Origin of the sequence: Pseudodesulfovibrio sp. lm2024 (assembly GCF_051175575.1) — a bacterium.
In the GTDB taxonomy this organism is placed as follows: Bacteria; Desulfobacterota; Desulfovibrionia; order Desulfovibrionales; family Desulfovibrionaceae; genus Pseudodesulfovibrio; species Pseudodesulfovibrio caledoniensis.
Genome location: NZ_CP195092.1, coordinates 165,504 through 182,915 on the forward strand (window position 1 = coordinate 165,504; position 17,412 = coordinate 182,915).

Sequence of the window (17,412 nt, forward strand, 5' to 3'; positions counted from 1 at the left end):
CGGTATGAAATGGTTACACAAGGACCTTCTGGACGTGTCCCAGCTCTCCAAACCGGAGGTCATGGCGATCTTCGAGACGGCGGGGCGGTTCCAGGAACTGCAGGAGAGGCCGGTCAAGAAGGTGCCCACCCTCAAGGGCCGCAGCGTGGTGCTTTTCTTCGCCGAGCCGAGCACGCGCACCAAGACGAGCTTCGACGTGGCCGGGAAACGGCTGTCCGCCGACACCTTCTCCCTGGCCAAGAGCTCATCCAGCCTGACCAAAGGCGAGTCCCTCAAGGACACCGCCCTGACGCTCCAGGCCATGGCCCCGGACGCCATCGTCATCCGGCACTGGTGCTCGGGCGCGGCCCGGTTCCTGGCCGATCGGCTGGACTGCTCGGTCATCAACGCGGGCGACGGCAGGCACGCGCACCCCACCCAGGCGTTGCTCGACTCCTTCACCCTGCACCAGGAGTGGGGCGACGTGGCGGGCAAGACCGTCCTCATCCTCGGCGACATCGCCCACAGCCGCGTGGCCCGGTCCAACGTCATCCTGCTGACCCGGCTCGGGGCCAAGGTCCGGCTGTGCGGGCCGCGCACCCTGCTGCCCCCGGCGCTGAAAACCTGGCCGGTCAAGGTCTTCTCCGACCTGAACGAGGCGGTCAAGGGCGTGGACGCGGTCATGTGCCTGCGCCTCCAGCTGGAGCGCCAGAAGGACGGCCTGTTGCCCGACCTGCGCGAATATTCCCGGACCTTCGGCCTGGGGGCGCGACACCTGGAGCTGGCCAACCCGGACGTGCGCATCATGCATCCGGGCCCCATGAACCGGGGCGTGGAAATCAGCTCGGAACTGGCCGACTCGGCAGGCTCCCTGGTGCTCGATCAGGTCGCCAGCGGCGTGGTCGTGCGCATGGCCCTGCTGTTCCTGTACATGACCAGGAAGGGCGAAGAGTAGGGGTGCCGCCTGCGGCGGCGATAGTCGGGTGACTTCGCCTCCGGCGGCCAAAGAAGCGGGCCCCCCTTTGGAAACTCTGTGTCGCCTTCGGCGAAGGGGTTCATTGGAAAACAGGATGTTCGCGGATAACGCACCCCGCGAAGCGGCAATAAAAAATTTTGGAGATTCTTAAGAACCTTTTTCAAAAGGTTCTTAAGCCCCCGGAGGGGCCCCCGGCAGGGCCGCCGGAGGCACACACAGGAGGCTCAATATGGCCAAGATCGATTTGATAGTCAGACGCGCCAATCTCAACGGCGAAGACGTGGATGTTTTCGTCTCCAAGGGCAAGATCGTCGAGGTGAAACCCTCGGCCGAGTCCCTGGACGCGGGCGAGGCGCATGTGGAGGAGGCCTACGGGCTGACCCTGCTGCCGTCGCTGACCGACGTGCACGTGCACCTGCGCGAGCCCGGGTTCGAGTACAAGGAGGACGTGGAGTCCGGCCTGCGGGCGGCCGCCTGGGGCGGGTTCTCCAACATCATGTGCATGGCCAACACCAAGCCGGTGAACGACAACGGCTCGGTCACCGAGCTGATGCTCGACAAGGCCCGCAAGTACTGGCCCAAGGGGCCGAGATTGTTCCCCATCGGCGCGCTGACCAAGGGGCTCAAGGGCCAGGAACTGGCGCCCATGGCCGAGCTGGCCGAGGCGGGCTGCGCGGCCTTTTCCAACGACGGCGTGCCCATCGAGTCGACCAAGATTTTCCGCCTGGCCGTGGAGTACGCGTCCGACTGGGACCGCGTGGTCATCGACCATTGCGAGGATCCGTACCTGGGCGTGGGCGTGGGCGTGAACGAGGGCGAGGTGTCCAGCCGCCTCGGGCTGCCCGGCCAGCCGGACGTGGCCGAGGCCATGCAGGTGGCCCGCGACATCCTCCTGGCCGAGTACCTGGACCTGCCCATCCACCTGGCGCACATCTCCTGCCGCAAGTCCGCCGACCTGATCCGCTTCGCCAAGGCGCGCGGGGTCAAGGTCACGGCCGAGACCACGCCGCACTACCTGACCATGACCGAGGCCGTGCTGGAGGCCGAAGGCACCGAGTACGACACGGCGGCCAAGGTCAATCCGCCCCTGCGGCCCGAGGACGACCGGCTGGCCATGATCGAGGCCCTGAACGACGGGACCATCGACTGTCTGGCCACGGACCACGCGCCCCACGCGGGCCACGAGAAGGAGACCGAGTTCGACGTGGCCCCGTGCGGCATCTCCGGCCTGGACACGGCCCTGTCCGTGACCTGGGGGCTGGTGCGCGACGGCGTCCTGACCCGTGAGACGTTCCTGCGCGCCTGGACCACGGCCCCGTGCAAGGTTTTCAACCTGCCGGTGAACACCTTCGTGCCCGGCGATCCGGCGGACTTTTTTCTGTTCGACGAGGACGAGGAGTGGACTGTTTCGGCCTCCACCCTGCATTCCAAGGGAAAAAACACGCCTTTGCTCGGTTCCGCGCTGAAAGGACGGGTAAAAACCCATTTCATTGCGGGGAAAAAGATTGTATAGCAGGGATTCCCGTCGGCCGACCACGAGCCCGGGAACAGCGCCGGGGCGAAACCAGCCCGCAGGGCGCCACCTTGCAACGAATCAATGTCAGGCCGTTCGTCCGAGAACGGAGCGATCGGCCGAGAGAGGAGAGATATGAGCCAGCCTTTCAAAGATGCTGTCGGCTTTTGCAAAACCATAATGCGCAACGGGTTTGACGCCTATATCATCAACGTCCGGCTCCAGGCGCTCACCCTGGACGAGACGGGCAGCGAGCAGGAACTGGATATCTGCACCGAGGCCCCGTTCGACGAGTTGAAGAAATATTTCCCCAGCATGGAGGAGTCCGCCGACAAGGGTACCGTCGGCACCCTGGTCGAGGGGGGCGTGACCTACTTCTTCTACCCCGCCTCCACCGAAGAGGCCGCCTACACCGACGAGACGGTAGCGACCATGACCCCGCGCCTGCTCAAGCGGCTGGAACAGCGCGGCGACATCCCGCTGTCCGCGGTCTGCCCGTTCATCCCCAAGGCCAAGGAGACCTACGCCGACTTCGCGGACTTCTCCGAGGGCCAGATCCGCTTCAAGGGCATCCCGGACCAGGCCCTGAAAAAGGACTACTCCCTGGCCTACCGCGCCATGCGCTTCGCCGCCAACTTCGACAAGGAGATCGAGGCCAACTCCTGGGCCGCCATCGTACGCTGCTCCCGCCGCGTGCTCGACTACGTGCCCATGTCCGACTTCCTGGACGAGTGGCGCAAGGTCGAGGCCGAGTCCATGCACAAGTTCTTCGGCCTGCTCTTCGATTCCATGCTCCTGCACGGGCTCATCCCCGAAATCGCGGCCCTGTCCCGCGTCTCCCAGATCAAGAACCCCGACGAGGGCACCGAGGAGACCGTCCTGGCCCATACCCTGGACGTCATGAGGGCCTATCCCGAGGAGCTGCCCTACGACTGGTTCGGCACCGTGGCCTGCCTGTTCCACGACATCGGCAAGCTCTACACCGCCGAGTACTACGGCGGCCGCTGGAATTTCCTGCAGCACCACCGCGTGGGCGCCAAGGTCACCCGCAAGGTCTTGAAACGGCTGCATTTCGAGGAGCAGGACATCGACCTGATCTGCGATCTGGTCCAGAACCACATGCGCCCGCACTTCATGCTCACCGACAAGGGCATCCGCCGGCTGCGCTCCCTGGACGAATATCCGCGTATCATGGAGATGGTCCGCGCCGACATCAAGGCGCGCGACGGCTCCTGGCGCGAGTTCAACCACAACCTCAAGATGGCCGAACGCGCCGACATCCCTGACCTCGAGCTCGAACCGCTGCTCGACGGCAACCGGATCATGGAACTGGCCAAGCTCAAACCCGGCCCGGCCATCGGCAAGATCCGCGACCAGCTCCTGGAAGCCCAGGTCCGCGACGACGTCTCCACCGTCGAAGAGGCCGAAGACTTCGTCCTCGATTACGTAGAAGAACACCGCCTGTACTAAAAGGCGACAGCACACTGAGAAAACCCCGGTCCGGCCCCGCCGTACCGGGGCTTTTGTTGTGCCTCCGGCGGCCGGGGGAAGGGGAGGAAAAACCCTTTGAAAAGGGTTCTTTCCTCCCCTTCCCCCGGACCCCCATCCCCTCCTTTTCCCAAACTTTTTATCGCCGCTTCGCGGGGTGGGCGGGTGCGGGAAAGTTTTTTGCCGGATGGGTGTAAAGAAAGAGGCGGGAGCGTCGATAAGAGGTGTATGCAAATCTCCGGCGCACATATGAACTACGGGTTCATGCAGCAGCTCAAGGCGAAGAAGGACCAGGGCAAGGACCTTGGGGCCGCGGCCTCGCTGCTGGACAACGCTCCGGGCATGCGGCTCGGCAAGATGGCGGAGATCAACCCGGCCAAGGACGGGCTGACCCCGGCGGCCATGGCCCTGGCCAACGCGCCGGGTCAGGCGGACAAGCGGTCCGGCGATGCTCCCGGCACCCTGGGCGAGACCCTGGCCAACGAGATCGTCCGCCGTATGGGCGAGGTAAAGGACGAGAACGGCGAGATCAAGGACAGCGACGGCCTGCGCAGCCAGCTGGCCTCGACCCTGGACTGGGTGCGCGAGCGGTTCGGCGACGAAACCGCAGCCGCCGCCTCGGGCATGCTCATCAAGGCCACCTCGTCCGGCGTCAACGAGGACACCCTGGGCAACGGGCTGCTCAACACCCTCAAGTTCATCGACCGCAACTTCGGCGTCAACGCGGGCGACACGGCCATCGCCCATTTCAACTCGGGCATCAACACCGCCCTGAACGACTTCTTCGACAACGGGCAGAACGAGATTTTCCACGTGGCCGAGGCCACGGACAACGCTTCGGCCGCCCAGGTCGCCGGTACCCGCATCTTTTCCCAGGTCGCCCGGGAAACCGATTCCTCCGAGGCCCTGGACCAGCTCAACCAGCTCCTGGAACAACTCAAGGCCGAGCTGGACAACACCGCCCAGCTCCAGGACCTGACTTCCCAGCTCGAAGAGCAGTTCAGCCCGGCCAAGGCGTCCAGAGACCAGGCCGTGGCGGCCTACGGGCAGGTGCCGGGCGACACCTCGCCCCAACTGACCAGCGTAACAGTCTAGGCTCCACCCTGCCGGACTTTTTGCGAGCCGACTCACCGTGAGTCGGCTTTTTCGTGCGCGGCGGGGCGGATCAGGCCACCATGCGCTGTTCCGCGCTCCAGACCGTGCGCACCGCGTCGCGGAACTCGCGCAGCGGCGAGCGGGCGCCCTGCGCCTCGGGGAAGGACAGGCAGAGCGGGACCTGCAGCCGATCGGGCCAGAGCACGGCCAGCCCGGCCGCTTCCAGCCGTCGCCCCTCTTCCTCGCGGATCACGGCCACGCCCATGCCCTCGTCCACGGTCTGCTCCACCGGGTTGGGCTCCACCCCGAAGGCCGACATGCGCTCGCGCAGGGCCACGTGGAACGGGCAGCCCCGGAAGGTGTAGATCCACGGCAGGGCGGCCAGGGCGCGCCAGTCGCCGGGGGCCAGCCCCTCGGCCAGGGCGGTGGGCACGGCGATGACCAGCGGCACCGAGGCCACGTATTCGTCGTGCACCCCCTCCTCGTTCCACACGCCGAAACGAAAGCCCACGTGCATCTCGCCGGAGCGCAGGGAGGCCGCCGTGTAGCGGCTCTGCGAGACGACGAAGGACAGCTGCACGCCCGGCGCACCGGCGCGCATGACCCGGGCCAGTTCGGCCATGCGCAGGAAGGCCGGGTCCGAGTTCAGCCCGACCACCAGGCGCGAGGACGCGGTCTTCTTGAGCTCCTCGCCCCGGACGCGGAAGTCCTCCATGGCCTGGATGGCCGCCCGCGCGTAGGGCAGCAGCGCCTCGCCCTCGGGCGTCATGAGCATGCCCCGCGCCTGGCGCTCGAACAGGGGATAGCCCAGCGACTCCTCGAGCTGCTTGATCTGCCCGCTCATGGCCGACTGGCTGAGAAAGACCGACTCGGCCGCCCTGGTCAGGTTCCCGGAAAAGGCCACGGCCACGAAGCACTGCAATTTGCGTATATCCATGTCGTCTCTCTCCCGAGCGTTCCGGATATCCGAATGGATCCACGGAAAATTTGAATTGGCTTTTTTCAACCTTTCGCATGATAACAGGGGCGAATCAAGAAGGAGAGGTTGAATGAGCCAACGGAAAATCGGAACGGTTCCTTTGTGTTGCCTGATGACGGGGGCGGTGCTCGGCTCGGGCATCATCATCCTGCCGCCCCTGGCCATCGAGGTGGCCGGGCCGTGGGCCTTGCCCGCCTGGGGCGCGACCATGCTCTTCGGCGTGGTCTTCGCCTACATCTTCGCCAGGGTGGGGACTCTCTTTCCGGGCGAGGGCGGGGCGGCAGACGCCGTGGCCAGGACTTTCGGGCCGTGGGCCAGGGACCTGGGGGCTTACTCACTGGCCGGGGCGGCCCTGTTCGGTCCGGCCGCGGTCATGCTGACCGTGGCCAACTACCTGCCTCCGGGGCTGCTGCCGGGCACTCCGGCCGCGCACGGCGCGGCCGCAGCCGTGATCCAGGTGGTCAGCGCCCTGCTTCTGGCCGGGGGGCTCAAGACCATGAGCCGGGTGACCACCGTCCTGGCCGTGACGGCCACCGTGTTGCTCCTGGCTGGAGCCGCCGTCACCCTGGTCTTCCATCGCTCCCCCGAGGCCGTGGACGCCTTGTTCGCCTTGCCTCCGCTGTCCGTGCCGACCCTGGGCTATACGCTGCTGTTGCTCTTTTTCGCCGTGGTCGGCTGGGAGGTGGTCGGCAACTATGGGGCCGAGGTGCTCGACCCGCGCCGGACCATGGTCCGGGCCGCCGTCCTGGCCGGGCTGGTCGTCGGCCTGGTCAGCCTTGCCGTGGCCGCCGGGCTCCAGCTCGGCTCCTTTCCGCAGGGGGCGGGGCACGGCGTGGCCGGATTGCTCCACCCGCTGTTCGGTCCGGCCGCCCCATGGATCATGGCCGCCCTGGTGGCGGCCCTGTGCGTGACCACCTATCTCATGTTCGTGGGCGCGGTCATCCGTCTGGTGGCCCACCTGGCCCGGCAGAGCGGCCTGCCCGCCTGGCTCGACCGGCGCAACGGGCGCGGGGTACCGGTGGCCGTCCTGGCCGTCTACACCCTGGTCCACCTGGGCCAGTTCGTCCTGGTCTCACTCGGCGTGCTCGACATGGCGGGTATCTTGGCCATTGCCGACGGCTTCTTCCTGGTCAACGCCCTGCTCGGGGCCCTGGCAGCGGCCAGGCTCCTGGCGTCGCCCCTGCCGCGCATCGTGTCCCTGATCCTGGCCCTGTGCCTGTTCGCGGTCCTGCTCAGTTCCCGCTGGCCGGTCCTGGCTGCCATCGCGCTCATGGCCTTGGCCCTCGCCCTGCGCACCCGCCATCCCGCAAGGGAGAGCGGTGTTGCGGAGCGGGTCGAGGCCGAGCCGTAGGTCCGTCGCCGCGAAGAGGACTGCCGCTCTCGTTGCTTCCCGTCAGGAAGGCCGATTGCTTTTTGCCAATAAAAAAGGGCCGGATTATTCCGGCCCTTTTCGTTTTTTTAGAAAATCCCTTCGCCGCAAGGCTCCCGCGAGCCGCGTACCGTGCACCTAGGCGCCCACGTGGAGCTTGAAGGCTTCGAGGGTGTTGACCATGAGCTGGGCGATGGTCATGGGGCCGACGCCGCCGGGGACCGGGGTGATGGCGTGGACCTTGTCCTTGAGCCCCTCGAAGTCGCAGTCTCCGGCCAACCCCTCGTCGGTCCGGTTGATGCCCACGTCGACCACGACCGCGCCTTCCTTGACCATGTCGGCGGTCACGAAGTTGGGCTGGCCGATGGCCGCGAAGATGTAGTCCGCTTCCAGGCATTCGGCCTTGAGGTCGGCGGTGCGCGAGTGACACAGGGTCACGGTGGCGTTGGCGCACGGGCCGCTCTGGGAGAGCATCATGGCCAGGGGCTTGCCCACGATGTTGGACCGGCCGATGACCACGGCCTTCTTGCAGGCCGGGTCCAGGCCGTAGCGCTTGAGCAGGTTGATGACGCCCGCCGGGGTGCACGGCTTGAAGCCGGGCAGGCCGAGCGACATCTTGCCCACGTTGACCGGGTGGAAGCCGTCGACATCCTTGTTCGGGTCGATCATGTCGAGAATTTTCTGGGAGTTTAGCCCCTTGGGCAGGGGCAGCTGGACCAGGATGCCGTCCACGGCGACGTCGTTGTTCAACTCGTTGATGAGGCCTTCCAGCTCGAGCTGGCTGGCGGTCTCCAGGCGGTGGGGGATGGAGCGGATGCCGCAGTCCTCGCAGGCGCGCTCCTTGTTGCGCACGTAGACCTGGCTGGCCGGGTCGTCGCCCACCAGCACCACGGCCAGTCCGGGCTTGCGGCCGAACTTGGCTACGAGCTTGTCCACCTCTTCCCGAATTTCGGCGCGAATGGTCGCGGCCGTTTCCTTTCCGTCAAGCAGGATCATGTCTCTCTCCGCGGTTGAAATATTGGGATGCCGTACAAGTGCTGGTCGCTACGTAGAGAAAAAGGCGGCTGATGGCAAGCCGGTGATTGCGCGATCGTGGATTTTCCGCAGCGGGCCGCGCTTTGGCGGCGCAACGAGAAGGGGGAGAGCCGTGCGGCCCTCCCCCTTGTGATCTTCTATTCGTCGAAGAAGCTGCCCGCCAGGATGGGGCCGTAGTAGACGCCGTCCTCGTCGAGCTCCTCCTCGATGCGCAGGAGCTGGTTGTATTTTTCGAGCCGGTCGGAGCGGCACAGGGAGCCGGTCTTGATCTGGCCCGCGTTCACGGCCACAGCGAGGTCCGCGATGAAGGTGTCGCCGGTCTCGCCCGAGCGGTGGGAGACCACGTTGGTGTACCCGGCGGTCTTGGCCAGCTCAATGGTGTCCAGGGTCTCGGTGACCGTGCCGATCTGGTTGAGCTTGATCAGGATGGAGTTGCAGATGCCCCGGTCGATGCCCTCGGCCAGGATGTCCGGGTTGGTGACGAAGATGTCGTCGCCCACCAGCTGGATGCGGTCGCCCAGCTTTTCGGTCATCAGGGAGAAGCCGTCCCAGTCGCCTTCGGCCAGGCCGTCCTCGATGGAGATCAGCGGGAAGCGGGAGACCAGGTCGTCGTAGAAGTCGATGAGCTCGGAGGCGGTCAGGATCTTGTCCTCGCCCGCCAGGACGTACTTGCCGTCCTTGTAGAACTCGCTGGCCGCCGCGTCGATGGCCAGGCCCACATCGCGGCCGGGCTCGTAGCCTGCGGCCTCGCAAGCGCGGATGATGTATTCGAACGCCTCGGCATGGGAGGCCAGGTTCGGGGCGAAGCCGCCCTCGTCGCCCACGGAGGTGACGTGCTTGTCCTTGGCCAGGATGGACTTCAGGTTGTGGAAGATCTCCGCGCCCATGCGCAGGGCCTCGGCAAAGGTCTCCGCGCCCACGGGCATGATCATGAACTCCTGGATGTCCAGGTTGTTGGGCGCGTGCTCGCCGCCGTTGATGATGTTCATCAGCGGCACGGGCAGCAGCTTGGCGTTGGTTCCGCCCAGGTACTGGTACAGGGGCATGCCCATGAAGCTGGCGGCGGCGCGGGCCGCGGCCATGGACACGCCGAGGATGGCGTTGGCGCCCAGGCGGTCCTTGTTCTCGGTGCCGTCGAGGTCGATGAGCGCGTTGTCCAGGGTCAGCTGGCGCACGGCGTCCATGCCGATGACCGCGCCGGCGATCTCGCCGCGCACGTTCTCCACGGCCTGGAGCACGCCTTTGCCGCCGTAACGCTCTTCCTTGTCGCGCAGCTCAAGCGCCTCGCGCGAACCGGTGGATGCGCCCGAGGGCACGGCCGCCCGGCCGATGTCGCCGGATTCCAGAACCACTTCGCATTCCACGGTGGGATTGCCGCGCGAGTCGAGAATCTCTCGCGCCCAGACGCCGGTGATGATGCTCATATCGATCTCCTTGAACTCAGGGTTGTACACGTTGCAAACAGCGAAACCGGGCGAATCCTAGAGGATTTCCGCCCAATGCTCAATTCCTTACTACGGATGCGCGGGAATGGGCAGTTATTATTTGGTGACGATCGTTCTACAGGGTCAGGTCCGGGGCCGGGGCCAGGCTGTCCATGATGGCCCGCGCCTCGGCTATGGTCTCCGGAGCGTTGAGCGGGCACATGACGTCGGACTGGATGTACCCCTTTTTCGTGTAGACGCGACGCATGAAGAAGACCGCGTCCCGGTGGTAGCTTTCCACGGCCATGGTTCCCTTCCCGTCATCCAGAAAGCTGACCACCTTGAGGGGGGCCTTTTTGACGGGGCGTCTGAGATATCCGGCAAGGTGGCGCTTCCTGTCGGCCTGCGTGTAGGGGCCGCCCCTGTCGGAGGCGATGATCAGAATTGTGGCCGCACCGCCTTCGTCCCGGTGGAACAACATGTGCTCGGTGACGGTGCGGTCGGACATGACGGAGTTGAACAGTACCTGCACGACGTCGTTGTGGGTGTCCTGCCAGTCAGCGGGCAGGGTGAAGGTGTAGTCGTGCCTGCCCATGAGCGTCGGCAGGGGACCGTTGTCGCCGCAGCCGGTGAGCAGGGCGGCCACAGCGCACAGGAGGAAAAGGGTCTTTCTCACTGTCGGTTCGATTCGGCTAGCGATTGTAGTAGGCCATCCACAGCCCTTCCATGACCAGGTCGGGGCGCAGTTCGTTGATGGACTCGGAGAGCTGGGCGATGGTCGGGGCCAGGCCGCCGGTGGCCACCACGAAGGGGTTCTTGAGCTGGGCGGAGAGCTTTTCGACCAGGCCGTCGATCATGGACGCGAACCCGAAGGCGAAGCCCTGGTTGAGGCATTCCGCCGTGCTCTGGCCCCAGTGCAGGGTCGGGCTGGTGACCGTGAGGTCCACTTTGGGGAGCTTGGCCGTGCCCGAGGCCAGGGCCGAGGCCGAGGAGAGCAGGCCGGGGCAGATCAATCCGCCCTTGAAGGCGTTGCCCTGGACGCAGGCGCAGGTGGTGGCCGTGCCGAAATCCACCACGATGAGGTTCTTCTCGTCGTAGGTCATGCGCGCGGAGTAGCAGCCCACCAGCACGTCCGCGCCCACCTGCTCGGGGTGGATGTATTCGTTGTCGATGTCGAGTTCGAGGTCGCGGCCCGCGAACAGGCACTCGCACTCCAGGAAACGGGCGGCCATGCTCTTGATCAGCGGGTCCAGCGGCGGGACCACCGAGGAGATGACGCACGCCTCGATGTCGGTGGGGTCCACGCCCTCGCGCAGGAGGATGGATTCGATCTTGATCCCCCAGTCGTCGTCGGTGTTGGCCGGACGGGTGGGGAGGGTGTAGCACTCGTTGAGTCCCTGGTCGTCGGCCAGGCAGAGCTTGGTGTTGGTGTTGCCCGCGTCGAACAGCAGCGTCTTGCCCATAACATCTCTCCTTTCGGAGTGTTTCTATCCTTTTTCAGGCAAAAAACAAGGCCCGCGCCCTGGAGGGAGGTGGCGCGGGCCTTCGGTCTGCGGGACCGTTAGAACTTTTCGAATTCGGTGTCCTCGCCCATGTCCATGTCGAGGTCCAGGCCGCCCGCGTCGGCGGGGTTGCCCGCCGACACGGCCTTGGGCGACGGCTTGGATGCGGCTGCGGCCTTGGGAGCGGGGGCCGGGCCGGTCCGGGCGGGCAACGGCTTGGCCTTGGGCCGGGACGCCTTGACCGATACCCTGGGCCTGGCCGGTCCGGTGACGGAGCCGCCCAGCCGGAAGTAGCCGATGGTCTGCTGCAGCTGCATGGCGTGTCCGGCCAGGGTCTCGGAGGCGGCGGCCACGTGCTCGGATTCGGCCGCGTTCTGCTGGACCACCCGGTCCAGCTCCAAGACCGCGTCCTTGATCTGGGTCGCGCCCGTGTTCTGCTCGTCCGAACTGGCGGCGATCTCCTGGATGAGCTCGGCCGTGCGGGTGATGTCCGGGACCATCTTGTCGAGCATGGTCCCGGCCTGTTCCGCGATGGCCACGGACTTGGCCGACAGCTCGCTGATCTCGGCCGCGGCCACGCCGCTTCGTTCGGCCAGCTTGCGCACCTCGGCGGCGACCACGGCGAATCCCTTGCCGTGCTCGCCCGCGCGGGCCGCCTCGATGGCCGCGTTGAGCGCCAGAAGGTTGGTCTGGCGCGCTATCTCCTCGATGATGGCGATCTTGTCCGCGATCTGGCGCATGGCCTCCACGGTCTGGGTCACGGACTTGCCGCCTTCCCCGGCGTCGCCCGCCGCCTGGCGGGCGATCTTCTCGGTCTGCTGGGCGTTGTCCGTGTTCTGTTCGATGCTGGAGGTCATCTCCTCCATGGAGGCCGAGACCTCTTCCACGGCGCTGGCCTGGTTGGACGCGCCCTCGGCCAGGGCCTGGGAGGTGTTGGTCAGCTCGCCGCTGCCCGCAGTCACGGATTCCGCCGCGGCCTGGACCTCGGAGACCACCTCGCGCAGCTTGTCGCCCATGGCGTTGACCGCCGCGCCGAGGTCGTCCATCTCGTCGCGCATGCGCCCGGTGCGCGCGGCCAGCCGGGGCACGTCCAGGTCGCCCCGGTTGATGTCGGCCATGACCGTGACCGTGGCCCCGATGGTCCCGCTCATCTTGCGGGCGAAGAGGATGAAGACGAGCACGCCCAGGAGGAGCATGACCGCGCCGATGCCCACGGTCCACCAGTTGGTGGACTTAAGCGCGTTCTCGGTGGCCCGCTGGCCCTCCATGAATTCTTCGAGATAGCCGGTGCCGAGGATGACCCAGTCCCAGGGCTTGAAATACACGGCGCTCAGGATGGCCGTGCGCGGTCCGTCCGCGCCTTTGAGGTCGGCCTCGATGGTGACCACCTTGCCTGCCGCCCCCTTGGCCTTGGCGGCCAAATCCTTGTACACGGCCCCGCCCGAAGCGTCGGTCTCCTCCAGGAGGTTGGTGCCCTCGGCCTTGTCGTCCTTGTGCATCTTGACCACGCCCTCGGACGAGCCGGAGCCGCCGAACACGGTCAGAAAGCCGGTCCGGCCGAGCTTGACGTTCTTGAAGGCCAGGCGCAGCTGCTCCACGCCTTCCTGGAGGATGCCCACGTACAGACAGCCGATGACCTTGCCGGACCGGTCCTTGATGGGCCGGTACTGGGTCAGGTACCAGGCGTTGACCACGAACGCCGTGCCCCGGTAGGTCTCGCCGGACATGACGGTCTTCGCCACGATCGAGGAGCCGGGGATGTAGGTGCCCACGGCCCGCTTGCCGTCGGTCTTGAGGATGTTGGTGGCCACGCGCAAGAGGTCGCCCTGGCCGTTCATGGCCTGGAAGACCGTGCAGGTAGTCCCGGTCAGCTTCATGATCTCGTCCACCAGGGGGGTGGGCTTGTTCGGGTCGCTGTTCTGGCCCAGCCAGGCGGACCCCAGGGCCATCTTGGGCAGCGACACGGTGGAGGCCGCCTTGGTGATCTGGTTGACCGCCTTCCATTCCACGGTCTCTCCGAGCTGGTTCAGCCCGCCGCCGCGTTGTTCCAGGTCCAGGACCACGCGCATGTCGTTTTCGAGCTGCTTGGCCAGGGTGGCGTGCTGGGTGTCCAGCAGGTTGCGGGCGTCGTCCACGGCCAGGGTCATCTCGGCCTGGGCCCGGAGATCGAAGTGCGTTGCAAGCGTTTCCGAAACCTTGGAGCTCTGCCACAGGAGGATGCCGAGGATGCATGCCGCAGTGGTGCCCACCAGCGCGGTGCCGAGCAGGGTCAACTTGGGGCCAATCTTCATAAAGAGTTCCTTTGGGGTCAATCGGTTATGTTTGGAGAAAAAGATAGCAAGGCAACACCTGGAATCAATTATAATTCTACCTGATTCGGGTCCGTGCGTATACGCGACAATGAATGGCCGAGTTGTGCCCGACGGGTAAATCACCTATAACGTCGATGTTGTACCAGCCATGCCACAAGGAGTGACGTCGTGAACCCAGCCTCCCTCATCCCAATGGCCGAACCCATCCCCATACACTGGGCCTGGTTCGATATCCTGCTCATCGCCACCTTCGCCGCCCACGTGCTGTTCATGAACGCCATGCTCGGGTCCGCCGCCATCGGGCTGGTCCGGGCCGCGCGCGGCCAAAGCGAACTCATCCGCGCCGTGGGCATGAAGCTGCCCCCGCTGCTCGCCCTGACCATCAACCTGGGCGTGGCTCCGCTGCTCTTTCTCCAGGTCAACTACGGCAACTTCGATTACGTCAGTTCCGTGCTCATGGGCGGCTGGTGGCTGGCCGTCATCTTCGTACTCCTGTATTCGTACTATGGCTTTTATCTCTATAAATTCAAGTACGAATCCATGGGCGCGGGCATGCGCCTGCTCCTGTTCGGCTCGTCCGTGCTCGGCCTGCTCTACGTGGGCTTCATGTTCTCGAACAACATGACCCTGATGCTCAGGCCCGACGAGTGGCAGCACTATTTCCAGGGCTACGCTGGCTTTCTCAACTGGCGCGATCCGGCCCTGTACCCTCGCTTTCTGCACATGATGGTCGGGGCCCTGGCCGTGGGCGGGCTGTTCGTGGCCCTGCTCGGACGCCACCTGAAGAACGACGATTTCGCGCGCACCGGCATGTGGTGGTTCACCCGGGCCACCATGGTCAACCTGGCCGTGGGCGTCTGGTTCCTGATGGCCCTGCCGGACAAGGTCCTGCTGGCCTTCATGGGCTCCAACCTGCCCGCCACCCTGACCCTGGTGGCCGGGCTGGCCTCGGCGGGCCTCATGCTCTACGCGGGCTTCCGCATGGAGCCCATGCGCGTGGCGGGCTGGGCCGTGCTGACCGTGTTCCTCATGGCCTGCATCCGCCATTGGGTGCGCGTCCTGTACCTGGACCCGTGGTTCTCCATGGACACCGTGCCCGTGACCAATCAGTACGGCTCCTTCTATCTCTTTCTCGGCTTCGTGGTCGTAGGTGGGGCGATCATCACCTACATGCTCAAGCTCTATTCCAAATCCGGGCAGGGGAGGGCGTAGACCATGGAATATCCCATCTGGCACCTGACCACCCTGGGCGGCGGCTTCTGGATCGCGGTCATCGCCACCCTGCACGTCTACGTGGCCCACTTCGCCGTGGGCGGCGGCCTGTTCCTGGTCCTGACCGAGCGGGCGGCCTACAAGTCGGGCAACGTCCACCTGCTGGAATACGCCAAGAAGCACACCCGCTTCTTCCTGCTCCTGACCATGGCCTTCGGCGGCGTGTCCGGCGTGGCCATATGGCTGACCGTGGCCCTGCTCGCGCCCGAGGCGACCATTACGCTGATCCACCAGTTCGTCTTCGGCTGGGCCGCCGAGTGGGTCTGCTTCCTGGGCGAGATCGTGGCCCTGATCATCTATTACTACGCCTGGAACCGCATGGACCGGCGTGACCACATGATCGTGGGCTGGCTCTATTTCCTGTTCGGCTGGCTGTCGCTGTTCCTGATCAACGGGATCATCGGCTTCATGCTCACCCCGGGCGACTGGCTGCAGACCAAGAACTTTTGGGACGGCTTCTTCAACCCGTCCTTCTGGCCCTCGCTGGTCTTCCGCTCCTTCTTCTCGGCCGTGTGCGCCGGGCTGTTCGGCTTTGTCACGGCCACGCGCATCGCGGACGAGCCGACCCGGCTGCGGACCGTCCGGGTCTGCGCGGCCTGGACCGTGCTCGGCGTGCTGGCCGTGTTCCTGTCCGGCTGGTGGTACGTGGCCGCCATGCCGCCCGAGCAGTACGAGATGATCCTCTACAAGTCCAACCGCGTCGCCTACTTCATGCGCTACTTCTGGATCTTCGGCACGGCCACGCTCATCGGCGGCCTGCTCCTGGCCCTGAAGACCCCCAAGACCCTGTCCTTCACCATGGCCCTGGTGGTCCTGGTCGTCGGCCAAGGGCTGTTCGGCTCCTTCGAGTTCATCCGCGAGGCGGGTCGCAAGCCGTACCTCATCTGGGATACGGTCTACTCGAACTCCATCCTCAAGGCCCGCGTGCCGGTCATCGACCAGCAGGGGGCCATCGCCTCGGCCAAATGGTCCCCGCCCGAACTGGCCGGCGGCATCACCGAGGCGAACGTGAAGGTCGCGGGCGAATTCCTGTTCCAGCTGGAGTGCTCGGCCTGCCACTCGGTGCACGGCCCCATGAACGAGATCACCAAGGCCACCGCCCAGTATGACGTGAACGGCATGGACGCCTTCCTGACCGGCATGGGCAAGCTGAACAAGTACATGCCGCCGTTCGCCGGCACCCCGGCCGAGCGCAAGGCCCTGGCCCGGTATATCGCCGAGGACCTCAACGGCAAGGCGCCGGTGCAGGCCGCCCCGGCTCCGGACCAGGCACAACCCGCGTCCGCGCCGTTCGACACCGAGACCTCGGAATACACCCTGGTGGGCTGGTGTTCGCGCGGCATGGGCTTCTTCTCCCAGAACGACACGTGGACCCTGCTGCCCCCGTCCAACGTCATCCGTGCCCAGCTCGTGCTCCGCGATCCCGCGCCCGAGCAGGTCATGGACGACGTGACCATCACCTACGCCATTGAGCCCGACCAGGCGGATAAGACCCTGACCGGCACCCTTGAGCTCAACGAGGGCGCGGGCCGGTTCGAGGCCAAGGTGGCCATCCCGCCTTACGTCAAGAACGGCGAGTACAACCCGCTGCCCATCGTCACCCTCACGGCCACGGACGGCTCCGGCAAGGTCCTGGCCACGGCCAGGCTGGCCGCGCCCACCTCGGACCAGATGGGCTGCTTCAACTGCCACAGCGGCAAGTGGAACCAGGACGGTTCGGGCGTGACCAAGGGCACGGTGGAGAACATCCTGGCCACCCACGACCGCATGAATTCCACCCGGCTGGCCCAGACCCGGGGCGTGGTCGAGTGCACCAGTTGCCACGACGATCCCCTCCAGGGCGTGGAAGGCAACGCGGACAAGCCCAACCTGTCCGCCGCCATCCACGGCGTGCACGCCATCTACATGGCCGGGCGCGGGGCCGAGGACTCCTGCCTCAAGTGCCATCCGCAGTCCACCCTGCGTGGCCGCCACGAGGAAGTGGGCTTCACCTGCACCGACTGCCACGGCATGATCGAGGACCTGGGCATCTCCCTGCTCAAAGCCGAGCAGGAGCGGGGCGTGCCCGGCGCGGGCCGCATCCTGGCCCGGATCACCCCCAGGACCATGGCCAACAAGGAGGCCATCAAGCCCCGCAAGCCGTGGGTCAACGAGCCCGACTGCCTGACCTGCCACGTGGACTTCGGCCCGCCCGAGACCGACTCGGCCTTCAACGTCTGGACCGAGGACGCGGACAAGCTGTTCGCCGCCCGGCGCGACGAGATGGACGCCATGCACTGCGGCGCGTGCCACGGCTCGCCCCACGCCATCTATCCGGCCACGCCGCGCGACAATGTCATGCCCCTGCAGTACATGGACGAGGCCCAGCCCTTGGGCGCGGGCGGCAACTGCACCGTCTGCCACAGGGAATCCATGGACTACCCGGCCCACCATCCGGGCATGGGACTGGAATAGGGCGGGACACCCGC

The 17,412-nt window shown here is 65.9% G+C and carries 13 protein-coding genes; 7 read left to right on the forward strand and 6 right to left on the reverse strand.

Features of this window, described 5'->3' with window-relative positions:
* Positions 1 to 4: 4 nt before the first annotated feature.
* The 4 genes from ACR42D_RS00770 (at position 5) to ACR42D_RS00785 (ending at position 5,051) form a co-directional block, all read left to right on the forward strand.
* Positions 5 to 934 carry an aspartate carbamoyltransferase catalytic subunit gene (locus ACR42D_RS00770; protein ID WP_484564969.1) on the forward strand — a complete coding sequence of 310 codons (930 nt, stop codon included), beginning with the start codon at positions 5 to 7 and terminating at the stop codon, positions 932 to 934.
* A 250-nt stretch (positions 935 to 1,184) separates the two neighbouring features.
* Positions 1,185 to 2,468, forward strand: coding sequence for a dihydroorotase (locus ACR42D_RS00775; RefSeq protein WP_484564970.1), 1,284 nt, complete (start codon positions 1,185 to 1,187; stop codon positions 2,466 to 2,468).
* Positions 2,469 to 2,603: 135 nt separating this feature from the next.
* Entirely contained in the window at positions 2,604 to 3,938 is a 1,335-nt protein-coding gene (locus ACR42D_RS00780) for an HD domain-containing protein (protein WP_484564971.1), read from the forward strand.
* Between the two features lie 267 nt (positions 3,939 to 4,205).
* Positions 4,206 to 5,051 carry a hypothetical protein gene (locus ACR42D_RS00785; protein ID WP_484564972.1) on the forward strand — a complete coding sequence of 282 codons (846 nt, stop codon included), beginning with the start codon at positions 4,206 to 4,208 and terminating at the stop codon, positions 5,049 to 5,051.
* Between the two features lie 70 nt (positions 5,052 to 5,121).
* Here the strand turns inward: ACR42D_RS00785 and ACR42D_RS00790 are convergent, their stop codons facing one another.
* Entirely contained in the window at positions 5,122 to 5,988 is an 867-nt protein-coding gene (locus tag ACR42D_RS00790; protein ID WP_484564973.1) for a LysR family transcriptional regulator, read from the reverse strand.
* Positions 5,989 to 6,100: 112 nt separating this feature from the next.
* Here ACR42D_RS00790 and ACR42D_RS00795 point away from each other — a divergent pair, with 112 nt between their 5' ends.
* Positions 6,101 to 7,381 carry an APC family permease gene (locus tag ACR42D_RS00795; protein WP_484564974.1) on the forward strand — a complete coding sequence of 427 codons (1,281 nt, stop codon included), beginning with the start codon at positions 6,101 to 6,103 and terminating at the stop codon, positions 7,379 to 7,381.
* A 156-nt stretch (positions 7,382 to 7,537) separates the two neighbouring features.
* Here ACR42D_RS00795 and folD read toward each other — a convergent pair whose 3' ends face one another.
* The 5 genes from folD to ACR42D_RS00820 form a co-directional block, all read right to left on the reverse strand.
* Positions 7,538 to 8,395 (reverse strand): bifunctional methylenetetrahydrofolate dehydrogenase/methenyltetrahydrofolate cyclohydrolase FolD, encoded by an 858-nt coding sequence (folD, locus tag ACR42D_RS00800; protein WP_484564975.1) that lies wholly within the window; start codon positions 8,393 to 8,395, stop codon positions 7,538 to 7,540.
* Positions 8,396 to 8,571: 176 nt separating this feature from the next.
* Entirely contained in the window at positions 8,572 to 9,858 is a 1,287-nt protein-coding gene (eno, locus tag ACR42D_RS00805) for a phosphopyruvate hydratase (protein WP_484564976.1), read from the reverse strand.
* A 136-nt stretch (positions 9,859 to 9,994) separates the two neighbouring features.
* The gene (locus ACR42D_RS00810; RefSeq protein WP_484564977.1) at positions 9,995 to 10,534 is read right to left on the reverse strand and encodes a hypothetical protein; all 540 of its coding nucleotides are present in this window, start codon (positions 10,532 to 10,534) and stop codon (positions 9,995 to 9,997) included.
* 16 nt (positions 10,535 to 10,550) lie between these two features.
* Entirely contained in the window at positions 10,551 to 11,321 is a 771-nt protein-coding gene (locus ACR42D_RS00815; protein ID WP_484564978.1) for a type III pantothenate kinase, read from the reverse strand.
* A 98-nt stretch (positions 11,322 to 11,419) separates the two neighbouring features.
* Complete coding sequence (locus ACR42D_RS00820; protein ID WP_484564979.1) at positions 11,420 to 13,651, reverse strand: methyl-accepting chemotaxis protein; 2,232 nt, start codon at positions 13,649 to 13,651, stop codon at positions 11,420 to 11,422.
* Positions 13,652 to 13,840: 189 nt separating this feature from the next.
* Between ACR42D_RS00820 and ACR42D_RS00825 the strand changes: the two genes are divergently transcribed.
* Positions 13,841 to 14,884 (forward strand): hypothetical protein, encoded by a 1,044-nt coding sequence (locus ACR42D_RS00825; RefSeq protein WP_484564980.1) that lies wholly within the window; start codon positions 13,841 to 13,843, stop codon positions 14,882 to 14,884.
* A 3-nt stretch (positions 14,885 to 14,887) separates the two neighbouring features.
* Complete coding sequence (locus tag ACR42D_RS00830) at positions 14,888 to 17,398, forward strand: multiheme c-type cytochrome (protein WP_484564981.1); 2,511 nt, start codon at positions 14,888 to 14,890, stop codon at positions 17,396 to 17,398.
* The last annotated feature ends 14 nt before the right edge of the window (positions 17,399 to 17,412 follow it).

Bases quoted from the DNA above. Each gene is read 5' to 3' on its own strand.
- ACR42D_RS00770 (WP_484564969.1), top strand. From the start codon at position 5: ATGAAATGGTTACACAAGGACCTTCTGGACGTGTCCCAGCTCTCCAAA.
- ACR42D_RS00820 (WP_484564979.1), bottom strand. From the start codon at position 13,651: ATGAAGATTGGCCCCAAGTTGACCCTGCTCGGCACCGCGCTGGTGGGC.
- ACR42D_RS00830 (WP_484564981.1), top strand. From the start codon at position 14,888: ATGGAATATCCCATCTGGCACCTGACCACCCTGGGCGGCGGCTTCTGG.
- ACR42D_RS00785 (WP_484564972.1), top strand. From the start codon at position 4,206: ATGAACTACGGGTTCATGCAGCAGCTCAAGGCGAAGAAGGACCAGGGC.
- ACR42D_RS00795 (WP_484564974.1), top strand. From the start codon at position 6,101: ATGAGCCAACGGAAAATCGGAACGGTTCCTTTGTGTTGCCTGATGACG.
- ACR42D_RS00775 (WP_484564970.1), top strand. From the start codon at position 1,185: ATGGCCAAGATCGATTTGATAGTCAGACGCGCCAATCTCAACGGCGAA.
- ACR42D_RS00815 (WP_484564978.1), bottom strand. From the start codon at position 11,321: ATGGGCAAGACGCTGCTGTTCGACGCGGGCAACACCAACACCAAGCTC.
- folD (WP_484564975.1), bottom strand. From the start codon at position 8,395: ATGATCCTGCTTGACGGAAAGGAAACGGCCGCGACCATTCGCGCCGAA.
- ACR42D_RS00780 (WP_484564971.1), top strand. From the start codon at position 2,604: ATGAGCCAGCCTTTCAAAGATGCTGTCGGCTTTTGCAAAACCATAATG.
- ACR42D_RS00790 (WP_484564973.1), bottom strand. From the start codon at position 5,988: ATGGATATACGCAAATTGCAGTGCTTCGTGGCCGTGGCCTTTTCCGGG.
- eno (WP_484564976.1), bottom strand. From the start codon at position 9,858: ATGAGCATCATCACCGGCGTCTGGGCGCGAGAGATTCTCGACTCGCGC.